Source organism: Streptomyces sp. NRRL F-5650 (assembly GCF_000721365.1).
Classification (GTDB): Bacteria; Actinomycetota; Actinomycetes; order Streptomycetales; family Streptomycetaceae; genus Streptomyces; species Streptomyces ardesiacus.
The window spans coordinates 190,145-202,570 of record NZ_JOGV01000016.1 but is presented as its reverse complement, the minus strand read 5'-3'; the positions used below and the strand labels follow the sequence as shown (position 1 = coordinate 202,570).

12 protein-coding genes are annotated in these 12,426 nt (G+C 73.8%); 6 read left to right on the top strand and 6 right to left on the bottom strand.

Features of this window, described 5'->3' with window-relative positions; genetic code table 11:
- Nucleotides 1-540: an arginine repressor gene (locus IG88_RS0117325; RefSeq protein WP_030399142.1), complete on the top strand. Its 540-nt coding sequence runs from the start codon at nucleotides 1-3 to the stop codon at nucleotides 538-540.
- A gap of 235 nt (nucleotides 541-775) precedes the next feature.
- Here the strand turns inward: IG88_RS0117325 and IG88_RS0117320 are convergent, their stop codons facing one another.
- From IG88_RS0117320 to IG88_RS0117300, 5 genes are all read right to left on the bottom strand, one after another.
- Nucleotides 776-1,516 carry an FAD:protein FMN transferase gene (locus IG88_RS0117320; RefSeq protein ID WP_031041461.1) on the bottom strand — a complete coding sequence of 247 codons (741 nt, stop codon included), beginning with the start codon at nucleotides 1,514-1,516 and terminating at the stop codon, nucleotides 776-778.
- 43 nt (nucleotides 1,517-1,559) lie between these two features.
- Nucleotides 1,560-2,315, bottom strand: a complete 756-nt coding sequence (locus tag IG88_RS0117315) for an FMN-binding protein (RefSeq protein ID WP_031041457.1) — start codon at nucleotides 2,313-2,315, stop codon at nucleotides 1,560-1,562.
- 26 nt (nucleotides 2,316-2,341) lie between these two features.
- Nucleotides 2,342-3,724: a ferric reductase-like transmembrane domain-containing protein gene (locus IG88_RS0117310; protein WP_031041454.1), complete on the bottom strand. Its 1,383-nt coding sequence runs from the start codon at nucleotides 3,722-3,724 to the stop codon at nucleotides 2,342-2,344.
- 87 nt (nucleotides 3,725-3,811) lie between these two features.
- Nucleotides 3,812-4,531, bottom strand: a complete 720-nt coding sequence (locus IG88_RS0117305; RefSeq protein WP_031041452.1) for a L,D-transpeptidase family protein — start codon at nucleotides 4,529-4,531, stop codon at nucleotides 3,812-3,814.
- A 3-nt stretch (nucleotides 4,532-4,534) separates the two neighbouring features.
- The gene (locus tag IG88_RS0117300) at nucleotides 4,535-5,122 is read right to left on the bottom strand and encodes a pyridoxamine 5'-phosphate oxidase family protein (protein ID WP_031041449.1); all 588 of its coding nucleotides are present in this window, start codon (nucleotides 5,120-5,122) and stop codon (nucleotides 4,535-4,537) included.
- A 119-nt stretch (nucleotides 5,123-5,241) separates the two neighbouring features.
- On the opposite strand from IG88_RS0117300, the gene argH reads away from it, so the two are divergent.
- The 4 genes from argH to IG88_RS0117280 all read left to right on the top strand — a co-directional run bounded on the left by argH (nucleotide 5,242) and on the right by IG88_RS0117280 (nucleotide 9,947).
- Nucleotides 5,242-6,669, top strand: a complete 1,428-nt coding sequence (argH, locus tag IG88_RS0117295; RefSeq protein WP_031041446.1) for an argininosuccinate lyase — start codon at nucleotides 5,242-5,244, stop codon at nucleotides 6,667-6,669.
- 102 nt (nucleotides 6,670-6,771) lie between these two features.
- A complete protein-coding gene (locus tag IG88_RS0117290) occupies nucleotides 6,772-7,743 on the top strand; it encodes an aldo/keto reductase (RefSeq protein ID WP_031041444.1) in 972 nt (323 codons plus the stop codon).
- Between the two features lie 123 nt (nucleotides 7,744-7,866).
- The gene (locus tag IG88_RS0117285) at nucleotides 7,867-8,418 is read left to right on the top strand and encodes a TetR/AcrR family transcriptional regulator (RefSeq protein ID WP_031041442.1); all 552 of its coding nucleotides are present in this window, start codon (nucleotides 7,867-7,869) and stop codon (nucleotides 8,416-8,418) included.
- Nucleotides 8,415-9,947: an MFS transporter gene (locus IG88_RS0117280; RefSeq protein ID WP_031041439.1), complete on the top strand. Its 1,533-nt coding sequence runs from the start codon at nucleotides 8,415-8,417 to the stop codon at nucleotides 9,945-9,947. Before IG88_RS0117285 ends, IG88_RS0117280 begins: the two co-directional genes overlap by 4 nt.
- A 74-nt stretch (nucleotides 9,948-10,021) precedes the next feature.
- Here the strand turns inward: IG88_RS0117280 and IG88_RS0117275 are convergent, their stop codons facing one another.
- Nucleotides 10,022-10,642, bottom strand: a complete 621-nt coding sequence (locus tag IG88_RS0117275) for a lysophospholipid acyltransferase family protein (RefSeq protein WP_231909120.1) — start codon at nucleotides 10,640-10,642, stop codon at nucleotides 10,022-10,024.
- A 534-nt stretch (nucleotides 10,643-11,176) separates the two neighbouring features.
- On the opposite strand from IG88_RS0117275, the gene IG88_RS0117270 reads away from it, so the two are divergent.
- Nucleotides 11,177-12,361 (top strand): glycerophosphodiester phosphodiesterase, encoded by a 1,185-nt coding sequence (locus tag IG88_RS0117270; protein ID WP_031041436.1) that lies wholly within the window; start codon nucleotides 11,177-11,179, stop codon nucleotides 12,359-12,361.
- The last annotated feature ends 65 nt before the right edge of the window (nucleotides 12,362-12,426 follow it).

Genomic DNA, 12,426 nt, shown 5'->3' with positions numbered 1-12,426 from the left:
ATGAGCCACGCGCAGGAGCACGAGCAGACGGCCGGGCCCGCCCTGCCGCAGACCCGCACCGCACGCCACCGCCGGATCGTGGACATCCTCAACCGGCAGGCGGTGCGCTCGCAGAGCCAACTGGCGAAGCTGCTCGCCGACGACGGGCTCACCGTCACCCAGGCGACGCTCTCCCGGGACCTGGACGAGCTGAACGCGGTCAAGATCCGCAACACCGACGGCGACCTCATCTACGCGGTGCCCAGCGAGGGCGGTTTCCGCACCCCGCGGGCCCCGCTCGGGGAGTCGGCCAAGGAGGAGCGGATGCGGCGGCTCTCCGCGGAGCTGCTGATCTCCGCGGAGGCGTCCGCCAACCTCGTGGTCCTGCGGACCCCTCCGGGTGCGGCGCAGTTCCTCGCCTCGGCGATCGACCAGGCGGAACTGCACGACATCCTGGGGACGATCGCGGGCGACGACACGCTGCTGCTGATCAGCAGGGAGCCGGCGGGCGGGCAGGCCCTGGCGGACCACTTGCTGCGGCTGGCCCAGAACGGGGGCTGAGCGGCGCGGCGGCTACCCCTGTCCGTCGGCTGCGGGCAGCCGGTGGCCGGTCGCGCGGTTCCCCGTGCCCGTGAGGGCGTTGCAGCGAGGCGGGCCACAACGTCATTCCCCCCCCCGCAACCTGCGGGCATTCGCGCCTCCCCCCAGTGCCTGAACGGCCCGGGAGGTGCCCCCCCAGGCAGCACGGGTGGGCGAGGCGGCACCCGCCGACGCGGGCCATTGCCGCGCCGGTGCCTCAGCCCAAGCGGGCCGCCAGCCCTCCCGTGCAGCGCACCTCGTCCCCCGCGGTGATCAGCAACGCCTCCACCCCGTCCAGAGCCTCCAGCCACCGCAGTCCCTCCCGCGCCCCCATCGCGAACGCCGCCGTCGCCCAGCAGTCCGCCCACGTCAGCCGGGGCGCCACCACCGTCACGGACAGCAGGTCGGTCACCGCCGACCGCCCGGTGCGCGGATCGACGACGTGCGCGCCCCGCTCGGCGGAGCCGGACGTCGCCACGGCCAGCTCCGCCACCCCCGCCGCCGAGACGACCGCCGCGAGCCCGCCCGGACGCAGCGGGTCCGCCACCCCGACCCGCCACGGCCGCGCCGCACCCGGCACCCCGAGCAACTGCACGTCCCCGCCCCCGTTGACGCTGACGCCCCTCGCGCCGGCCACCGCCGCGACGTGCCGTGCGGCACGCTCCACGGCCCAGCCCTTGACGATCCCGGTCGGATCGAGCCGGCCCGCGTACCGCGTGCTGAACCAGCCGTCGCTCACCCGCTCCGCCTCGGCCGCCAGCTCCAGCACCTCGGCGACCTCCGGCGCACAGGCGCCGAGGGCCAGTTCCCCGCGCGCGAGCCGCGAGATCTGGCTGTCGTCCCGGTAGGTGCTGAAGACCTCGTCGGCCCGGTGCAGCCCGGCCACCGCCTCGTCCAGCGCCGCCCGGACAGCCGACGGCTGCCCGCCCCGGGCGTCGAAGGAGAAGACGGTCCCCATCGCCTCCACGACACGACGCACCGCGGCGGGAGCCCGCGCGCCGTCAGCCACCGGCCCGGTCCAGCGCGGACTGGAGGGACTGCCGGTACCCGGCGCTGGTGTAGGTGGCGCCGGAGACCGCGTCGATTTCGGCGCTGCCCGCGGCGACGGCCGCCCGCTCCAGTTTCGGCACGGCGTCCCGGGTGACCTGGCCGCTCCGGCCGCCCTCGGGTGTCCGGAGGGCCTCGACCCCGGTGATCCTCCCGCCGCTGACGGTCACCCGGACCTGCACGGGCCCGTACGGGGTCCGCACGGCGTCGCCGGTGAGCACCCGCGTGCCCCGCCCCGGCCCGGCACCGGACCCGGAACCGGTCGAGGCCGCCGCCTTGTCCAGGGCGGACTGGAGGGACTGCCGGTACCCGGCGCTGGTGTAGGTGGCTCCCGAGACCGCGTCGATGTCCGCGCTGCCGGCCGCGACGGCCGCCCGGTTCAGCTTCGGCACGGCGTCCGCGGTGACCCGGTCGCTCTGCCCGCCCGCGGGCGCCTGCACGGCCTCGGCCCCGGTGATCCGCCCGCCGCTCACCGTGAGGCGGACCTGCACGGGCCCGTACTGCGTCCGCACGGCCTCTCCCGTGACCGTGCGGGCCCCGGCGTCCCGGCCGCCCTGCGGCGACTGCGCGGCCACCGGCGGGGCCGCGCCGCCCGCCGCCGGGGCGGACCCCGGGCCGGACGCCGGTTTCAACGACAGCAGCAGCACGATCCCGGACACCGTGGCGGCCCCGGCGAGCACGGCACGCCGTACGGGGTGGCTTTTCCTCATCTCTCCGGACTCCCGATGTCCGTCGCTCACATCTCGAACGACTCGTGGTGGATACGGCGAGCGGGGACCCCCGCGCCGCGCAGTGCCTCGTACACAGACTGGGCGAAGCCGGGCGGCCCGCACAGGAAGACGTCGTGCCGCTCGACGTCCGGGATCTTCCGGGCCAGGGTCTCGGCCGAGATGTCCGGGCGCTCCCCGTCCGGGCTGTTGACCGCGTACATCAGCCGGGCCCCGCGCTCGTCGGCGATCCCGGCCAGTTCGTCCCAGAGCGCCAGGTCCTGGGTGCTGTTGGCCCGGTAGAGCAGCGTGATGTCGCCGGCGGCGCCGGGCAGCGTCTCGAACAGCGCCCGCATCGGCGTGATCCCCACCCCGCCCGCCACCAGCAGCACTTTGCCGCGGCTGCGGCGCTGGGCGGTCAGGGCGCCGTACGGGCCCTCCGCCCACACCCGGGTGCCGGGCTCCAGCTCGCGCAGCCGGGCGCTGTGGTCGCCGATCGCCTTCACGGTGATCCGGAGCAGGTCCGGGCGCGGCGCCGCCGACAGCGAGTACGGGTGGGAGCTGAACCGCATCCCGGGCGCGAGGAACCGCCAGCGGAAGAACTGCCCGGCCTCCGCGCCCATCCGGTGCAGCCGGCGCCCGCCGATCAGCACCGACACGATGCCGGGGGTCTCCTCGATCACCGCCTCCACCCGCATCCGGTGCCGCAGGTTGAGGCGGAGGGGGGTCAGCACCCGGTACCAGAGCACCAGGGCGGTCACCGAGCCGTACAGCGCGTACCAGAGGGTCCCGGCAAGCGGCTCGACGGCGAAGTCGTTGCCGGTGGTCAACTGGTGCCAGAAGGTCAGGAACACCGCCGCGTAGGTGAGCAGGTGCAGGTGGTACCAGAGGTCGTACGGGATGCGGCGGCGCACGGGGCCGGCGGACAGCAGCCCGACGACGACCAGCAGGCCGGTGCCGACGGCCGCCTTGCCCATGTCCGGCAGCCGGTTCACCGAGTCCACCGTCCGGGCGACGACGTCACCGAGGCCCTGGCCGGCCTGGGCCGAGTAGCCCCACATGATCAGAACGACGTGGGCGAGGACCAGACAGAGGGTGTAGCGGCCGGTCATGGCGTGCCAGCGGGCGACCCGGTCCGAGCCCACGCGCCGCTCCAGCGCCGGCACCCGCGCCATCTGCAGCACCACGAGCGCCATCAGGTACCCGGCGAGCAGGCCGGTGATCCGGCCCGCGCCGAGGATCCTGCCGGTGTCGTCGGAGATGGCGGGCGTGTTGCGCCACCACAGCCACAACACGCCCGCCGCGCCCGCCCACACGGCGAGCAGCAGGGGGACGGCGGGGGAGCGGCGCGGACGGATGCGCCGCATGGTCTGACGGCGGGCGGCACGGCCGCCGGCGAGCGTGGTGGTCACGGTTCCTCCGTGGGACTCGGCCCTGGGCCCACAGATACGCGCCGCGCCGGGCGGGCGTTCAGCCCGCGCCGGTCCCGCCGTCCGGGGTCAGTACCGGGTGATCGCCGTCGCCCCGCCCCGGGTCCCGATCGCGATGTGCGGCCGTTCGTCCGGCTCGGCCCACCGCAGGATCCGCCGCATCGCCTCCCTCGGCACCGACACACAGCCCGCCGTGGCCCCGCGTCCGTCGACGTGCAGGAAGATGCCCGCGCCCCGGCCGCGCACGGGGCGGTCGTAGTTGAAGCCGACGACGAGGGCGTGCGCGTACTGCGTCCGGTAGGTGATCAGGTGCTCGGCCTCGGCGGCCCGGCAGTCGGCGGGGCGGGGTTCGGTCCAGCGGTTGTAGGAGCGGGAGGCGTTGTCCTGGCACCACCAGGAGTTCTGGCGCACCGGGCGGTACCGGTACGCCGTCCCGTGCGGCGGCGCCTCGGTGCCGAACGCGTACGGCAGGCCGTACAGCCCCGTCGGCGTGGTGTTCGTGCCCTGGACGCGGCCGGCCCCTTCGGCGAGTCCGCCGGAGCCGAAGCGGGCGGGCGCGGAACCGGCCGCCACCCACCGGCCGTCGCTCCCGCCCCTGCGGTCCCACCAGGTGACGGTGCCCGTGGTCGAGCCGGTGTCCGGCGCGACGGCGGTGATCAGTTGGGTGCCGCCCCCGGTGTCCGCCATCCGCGCCGGCAGCGGCCGGGGGGCGGCACCGCCGTCGGGGGCGGCACCGAGCGTGAGGAGACAGGCGGAGACGAGGACGGCGACGAGGACACCGGGGCGCATGGCTCAGACGGTAGAGGGAGGCAGCGGGAGCGGCAGCCCGGGAAGACCGTCGATGCTGTGGGCGACGTGCTCCTTCTTGGTGAAGTACGCGTTCAGCGAGGCGTCGTCCTCACGGGCGAACCGCTTGCCGTGCAGGTCCCGGTCGCCCTCGTACGCCATGAAGGGGACGGCGTAGCCGCAGGTGTCGCGGATGAGTTCGGCGCGCACGACGACGACCGCGCGCAGCCCGTGCGAGGCGGGGTCGATGTCCGGGAAGTGCGTCAGCAGCCCCGGGAAGCGGGGGTCGTCGCGGAAGACGGGCTCGCCGCGGCCGTGCACCCGCACGATGTTCGGCGGGCCCTGGAAGGCGCACCACATCAGGGTGATGCGTCCGTTCTCCCGCAGGTGGGCGATGGTCTCCGCGTTGGAGCCCGCGAAGTCGAGGTAGGCCACGGTCAGTTCGTCGAGCACCGCGAAGCTGCCCGTGAGGCCCTTGGGGGAGAGGTTGACCGTGCCGTCGCCGGCCAGGGGAGCGGTGGCGGTGAAGAAGAGGGGCTGGGCCTCTATGAAGGTGCGGAGTCTGCCGTCGATGCGCTCATAAGTCTTTCCCATGTCTAACGATTATGGGGGCGAGTGACGCGCCGGGCGCCGCCCTGCGCAGGATTGACGAATCATGCAGACTTCTGCATACTCATGCAGGACAGTGATCGTACGGTTGAGGAGCGACCCAAGTGAGCAGCAACAGCGGTGACGTCCGGCTCTGGGGCGGCCGTTTCGCCGACGGTCCCGCCGAGGCCCTGGCGAAGCTGTCCGCGTCCGTCCACTTCGACTGGCGGCTCGCGCCCTACGACATCGCCGGTTCCCGTGCCCACGCGCGCGTGCTGCACAAGGCGGGCCTGCTCACCGAGGACGAGCTGACCCGGATGACCGCCGGGCTGGACCAACTGGAGGCGGACGTCGCCGACGGCTCCTTCACCGGCACCGTCGCCGACGAGGACGTCCACACCGCGCTGGAGCGGGGGCTGCTGGAGCGGCTCGGTCCCGACCTCGGCGGCAAGCTGCGCGCCGGGCGCTCCCGCAACGACCAGGTGGCGACCCTCTTCCGGATGTACCTGCGCGATCACGCCAGGGTCGTCGGCGGTCTGATCGCCGACCTCCAGGACGCGCTGATCGGCCTCGCCGAGGCCCACCCGGACGTGGCCATGCCCGGCCGCACCCACCTCCAGCACGCGCAGCCGGTGCTCTTCGCCCACCACGTCCTCGCCCACGCCCAGGCGCTCGGCCGGGACGCGGAGCGGCTGCGCCAGTGGGACGAGCGCACGGCCGTCTCCCCCTACGGCTCGGGCGCCCTCGCGGGCAGCAGCCTCGGCCTGGACCCGGAGGCCGTCGCCCGCGACCTCGGCTTCGAACACGGCAGCGCCGGCAACTCCATCGACGGCACGGCCTCGCGCGACTTCGTCGCCGAGTTCGCCTTCATCACCGCGATGATCGGCGTCGACGTCTCCCGGATCGCCGAGGAGATCATCATCTGGAACACGAAGGAGTTCTCCTTCGTCACCCTCCACGACGCCTTCTCTACCGGCTCCTCGATCATGCCGCAGAAGAAGAACCCCGACATCGCCGAGCTGGCCCGCGGCAAGTCCGGACGGCTCATCGGCAACCTGACCGGCCTGATGGCCACCCTCAAGGCCCTCCCGCTCGCGTACAACCGCGACCTCCAGGAGGACAAGGAGCCGGTCTTCGACTCCATCGACCAGCTCGAGATCCTGCTGCCCGCCTTCACCGGCATGATGGCCACCCTCACCGTGCACCGCGAGCGGATGGAGGAGCTGGCCCCGGCCGGGTTCTCGCTCGCCACCGACATCGCCGAGTGGCTGGTCAGGCAGGGCGTGCCGTTCCGGGTCGCCCACGAGGTGGCCGGCGAGTGCGTGAAGGTCGCCGAGGCCGACGGCAAGGAGCTGGACGAGCTGACCGACGAGCAGTTCGCCAAGATCTCCGAGCACCTCACCCCCGAGGTGCGCACCGTCCTCGACGTCCCCGGCGCCCTCGCCTCCCGCAGCGGCCGCGGCGGTACGGCGCCCAGTGCGGTCGCCGTCCAGCTCGCCGAGGTGAAGGCGGACGTGGCGGCCCAGCACGCGTGGGCGGACGCCAAGAAGTAGCGGCAGGCGGCGGCAGCCGGTGTGTCCCGGGGGCATCGCGGTTACGTTGGTCAACAGCTCAGCAGCCCGACCGCTTCAGCAGCCGACCGAACGGAGTCCGCGATGCCCTTCGCCCGCCTGGCCGCGGCGACCACCCCCACCTGCCACATCGGACTGGGTCTCGCCGCCGTCGGCCGCCCCGGCTACATCAACCTCGGCCGCGACCGCGACCTCGGCGAGGACCGCACCGTCGAGGCGCTGCGCGAACGCACCCACGACCTCCTCGACGCCGCCTACGCCCAGGGCGTGCGCTACTTCGACGCGGCCCGCTCCTACGGGCGCTCCGAGGAGTTCCTCGCCGACTGGCTCCGGGAGCGCCCCGACGCCGACGACGTGGTCGTCGGCAGCAAGTGGGGCTACACCTACACCGCCGACTGGTCCACCGACGCGGAGACGCACGAGGTCAAGGACCACGGCGTCGCCACCTACGACCGCCAGCGCGCCGAGACCGACGCCCTGCTCGGCGACCGGCTCGACCTGTACCAGATCCACTCGCTGACCCCGGACAGCCCGGCCCTCGGCGACAAGGAGCTGCACGCCAGGCTCGCCGAGGCCGCCGCGCAGGGCCGCACCATCGGCTTCTCCACCAGCGGCCCCGCCCAGGCCGACGCCATCCGCGCCGCACTCGCCGTGACCGTCGACGGCGAGCCCCTCTTCCGTACCGTCCAGTCGACGTACAACGCGCTGGAGACCTCCGCCGGACCCGCGCTGGCCGAGGCGCACGAGGCCGGCCTCACCGTGATCGTCAAGGAGGGCATGGCCAACGGCCGCCTCGCCGACCGGCACGCCCCCGACGTCCTCAGGGCCGTCGCCGAGGAGACGGCGCTGGGCTGCGACGCCGTCGCCCTCGCCCTGGTCCTGCGCCAGCCCTGGGCCGGTGTCGTGCTGTCCGGGGCCGCGACCGTCAACCAGCTCGGCTCCAATCTGCACGCCGCCGTCGTCGACCTCGACGACGACCAGGTGGCCCGCCTCGGCACCCTCGTCGAGGCCCCGGAGGCCTACTGGGAGCGGCGCGGGCAACTGCCCTGGCACTGAGACGGACATCTCTCCCTGTCCCTTCCTTCCTCTCTCCGCTCCGGATGCGTGACCGCCCAAGAACGGTGAGTCACGCATGCCCTGGGTGAGACAATCATGTCTCATGTGGGTTACCGTTGTCTCATGGCCGTCGATCGAGAACAGGTACTGCGCAGCGCCGCGGCCCTGCTGACCCGCAAAGCCACCGCGACCATGGACGAGGTCGCCCGGGCCGCCGGGATCAGCCGGGCCACGCTGCACCGGCACTTCGCCGGGCGCGACGCCCTCGTGCGGGCTCTGGAGTCGCTGGGCATCGCCGAGTGCGAGGCAGCCCTCGAAGAAGCCCGCACCGACGAGGGCCCGGCGGCCGAAGCGGTGCGCCGGCTGGTCCGCGCGGTGGAACCCTCCGCCGCCCTGCTCGCCTTCCTCTACACCGAGAACCAGCTCTTCGAGGGCGAGGAGCAGAACGAGGGCTGGGCCCGCATCGACGCCGGGCTCACCGAGCTGTTCCGCAGGGGCCAGGAGAGCGGCGAGTTCCGCATCGACCTCACGCCCGCCTGGCTCACCGAGGCGCTGTACGGCCTGCTGGCCTCCGGCGCCTGGGCCGTGGCCGAGGGCCGCGTGGCCCGCAACGACTTCACCCGCATGATCGCCGAGCTGCTGCTCGGCGGCGCGCTCCGGAGAGAGGAACCATGAACCGCACCCTGCAGCCGGCCCGCCCGACCGAGGCGGTGAGGCGGCCGGGCCGCTGGCTGGCGCTGTCCGTCCTGGTGCTGGCCGTGCTGCTGGTGGCCGTCGACGCGACCGTCCTCGGTCTCGCGACCCCCTACATCAGCGAGGACCTCGCCCCCTCCGGCACCCAGTTGCTGTGGATCGGCGACGTCTACTCCTTCGTCATCGCCGGTCTGCTCGTCTCCATGGGCAGCCTCGGCGACCGCATCGGCCGCAAGCGGCTCCTGCTCGTCGGCGCCACGGCGTTCGGCGCGATATCCGTCCTCAACGCCTACGCGCACACCCCCGAGGTGATGATCCTCGCCCGGGCCCTGCTCGGCGTCGCGGGCGCCACCCTGATGCCCGCCACCCTGGCCCTGATCCGCAACCTCTTCCACGACCCGCGCGAACGCAGCCTGGCCGTCGGCATCTGGGGTGCGGCGGCCTCCGCCGGTGCGGCGGTCGGCCCGGTCGTCGGAGGGTTCCTGCTGGAGCACTTCTGGTGGGGCTCCGTCTTCCTGATCAACCTGCCCGTGATGGCCGTCCTGGTCGTCGTCGGCGTCAAGCTGCTGCCCGAGTCCCGCAACCCCGACCCGGGCCCCTGGGACCTGCCCAGCGTCGCCCTTTCCCTGGTCGGCATGGTCGGTGTCGTGTATGCCGTCAAGGAGACCGCCGCCCACGGGTTCGCGTGGGTCCCGCTCGCCGTGGGCCTGCTGGGTGCCGCCGCCCTCTACGGCTTCGTCCGCCGCCAGTTGACCATGCCGGTCCCGCTGCTCGACATGCGGCTGTTCCGCAACCGCGGCTTCAGCAGCGCGGTCCTGGCCGACCTGCTGACCGTCCTGGGCCTGTCCGGGCTGGTGTTCTTCCTCTCCCAGTACCTGCAACTGGTCCAGGGCAGGCGGCCCTTCGAGGCGGGCCTTGCCGAACTGCCCGCCGCCGTCGGCGCGGTGGTGGCCGGCCTGCTCGCGGGCCGTGCGGCGCGGCGCTTCTCGGTCCGTGCCGTGGTCTCCGGCGGGCTCGCCGCCGTCGGCCTCGCCCTCGCCGCGCTGACCGTCGTGGGCCAGCACACCGGCTACCCGCTGCTCGGCACGGCCCTGCTGGTCGTCGGCCTCGGCGCGGGCTTCGCGTTCACCGTCACCGCCGACGTCATCCTCTCCAGCGTCCCCGGGGAGCAGGCGGGCGCCGCGTCCGCGGTCTCGGAGACGGCGTACGAACTCGGCGCCGCCCTCGGCATCGCGGTGCTCGGGTCCATCGTGACCGGCGTCTACCGGGACTTCACCGGGCCCGCCGGTACCCCGGACGCGGCCCACGAGTCACTGGGCGGCGCTGTGGAGGCCGCCGCGCACCTGCCCGCCCCCACCGCCGGGGCGCTCCTGGACTCCGCCCGGCAGGCATTCGTCGACGGACTGGCCCTCGCGGCGGGCGTCGGGGCCGTGGTCCTGCTGGCCGCCGCCGTTGCGGCCTGGTTCCTGCTGCGGGGCCAGCGCCTGGAGGACGGGGTGGAACACCCGTAGCCCCAGGGCGCGCGCGAACGCGGGACGGCGGGCCACTCGCTGAGCGGCCCGCCGTCCTCGTACCCGGCGCGGGGCTACGCCGCCTTCGCCTTGCTGGCGTACATGTCCACGTACTCCTGGCCGGACAGCCGCATGACCTCGGTCATCACCGAGTCGGTCACCGCCCGCAGGACGTAGCGGTCGCGGTCCATGCCCTCGTAGCGGGAGAACTCCATCGCCTCGCCGAAGCGGACCGTGACCCGGCCCGGCCGCGGCAGGCCCGCGCCGCCCGGCTGGAGCTTGTCGGTGCCGATGACGGCGAACGGGACGACCGGGGCGCCCGTCATCAGAGTGAGCCGGGCGATACCGGTGCGACCGCGGTACAGGCGGCCGTCGGGGGAGCGGGTGCCCTCCGGGTAGATGCCGAAGACGTGGCCCTCCTCGAGGATGCGGCGGCCGGTCATCAGCGCCGCCACCCCGCCCCGGCCGCCGTCCCGGTCGACCGGGACCATGCCGACCCCGGTGAAGAACCAGGCCATCAGCCGGCCCTTGAGGCCCTTGCCGGTGACGTACTCGTCCTTGCCGATGAAGAAGACCTGCCGGTCACAGGTCAGCGGCATGATCACCGAGTCGATGAAGGTGAGGTGGTTGCCGGCCAGGATCACCGGACCGTCGCCGGGGATGTTCTCCACACCCTCCACCCGTGTGCGGAACATCAGGCGCATGATCGGACCGAGCACTGCCTTGATGAACACGAAGCGGGACAACGGGCCCTCCGGTGTCGGGGATGCGGTATGAGTCTGTGCAGGTGAGGACATTACTCGCGGTCCGGGGGGTCGCGCACCCCGGGTTGCCCCGGCCCCTGCGCGGTATTGACGCGCGTTCACCTGCGAAGCCGTGGCGTCGCGCGGCCGGCGCGCCCCCACCCGGGTGTGAGGCAGGTCGCGCCCGCGGGCGCCGGAGCAGCGCCGACGGCGCGGACCCGGGCCGGATCCAAGCACGCCCGGCGCACGCAACGCGTGAGGCGCGCCGCACCCGCGCAACGCGTGAGGCGCGCCGCCCGGAGGCCGCCGCCCGATTCCGTTCCTCCTCCTCGCCTGCCCCGCACGCCGTACGGCATGCCGCCCGCCCGGGGCACGGCGCCGTCGCGCAATCCCCGCGCACCCGGGTGTTCCGGCGGCGGTCTCCCGCTCGTCATGTACGCGCCCCTACGATCGGCCCGCACGGGACGGTCGACGGCAGGAGGACCCATGGGAACGCAGGAGTCGGACGAGCAGCGGACGGCCGGCGGCGGCACGGGACGCCGGGCGCTCCTCGGCGCGGCGGTGCTCGGCGCGGGCGGCGCCGTGCTCGGGCTGCCCGGAGCGGCGAGAGCAGCCGACGCCCGGCACGGCGGCGGACGCGGCGGCGGGCTGAAGAGCCTGCCCGTCCCCACCGTCATCGGCCACCGCGGCGCCAGCGGCTACCGCCCCGAGCACACCTTCGGCTCCTACGAGCTGGCCCTCGACCTCGGCGCCGACATCGTGGAGGCGGGCGACCTCGTCCCGACCCGGGACGGCCACCTGGTCTGCCGGCACGAACCGGAGATCGGCGGCACCACCGACGTCGCCGGCCACCCCGAGTTCGCCGACCGCAAGCGCACCAAGCTGCTCGACGGCGTCTCCACCACCGGGTGGTTCACCGAGGACTTCACGCTCGCCGAACTCAAGACGCTCCGCGCCACCGAGCGCATCCCGGCCAACCGGCCGCACAACACCCTCTACGACGGCCGCTGGGAGATCCCCACCTTCGAGGAGGTGCTGCGCTGGCAGGACGAACAGACCCGCAAGCGCGGCCGGCAGGTCTGGATCTACCCCGAGCTCAAGCACCCCACCTACTTCCGCAAGCTGGGCCTGGGCACGGAGGAGCGCCTGGCGAAGCTGCTGCGCGCGCACGGCAAGGACCGGAAGAACTCGCCCGTCATCGTCCAGTCCTTCGAGCCCACCAGCATCCAGCGGATGAGCAAGCTGGTCCGCAACCCCCTGGCCGTCCTGCTCTCCGGCGCCGGCAGCCGCCCCTGGGACTTCGTCGAGACCGGCGACCCGCGCACGACCGCCGACCTCGTCACGCCGCGCGGCCTGAAGGAGATCGCCTCCTACGCGCAGGGCATCGGCCCCACCCTCGACCTGATCGTGCCGAAGGACTCCGCCGGCCGCCTCACCGAGCCGACGACGCTCGTCCGCGACGCGCACCGCGCGGGTCTCGTCCTGCACCCGTACACCATGCGCAACGAGAACCCCTTCCTGCCCGCGGAGTTCCGCAAGGGCGGCGATGCCGACGCGTACGGCGACGCCTTCGGCGCGTTCCGGGCCTACTTCGCCACCGGCATCGACGGAATCTTCACGGACAACCCGGACACGGGCGTACTGGCCCGCGAGGACTTCGTCAACGGCTGAGCCACCGCCACCGGTTGGGGTGAGCCACGGCCGCCCGGGCAACCCGGCGCCCGGGCGGCCGCGTC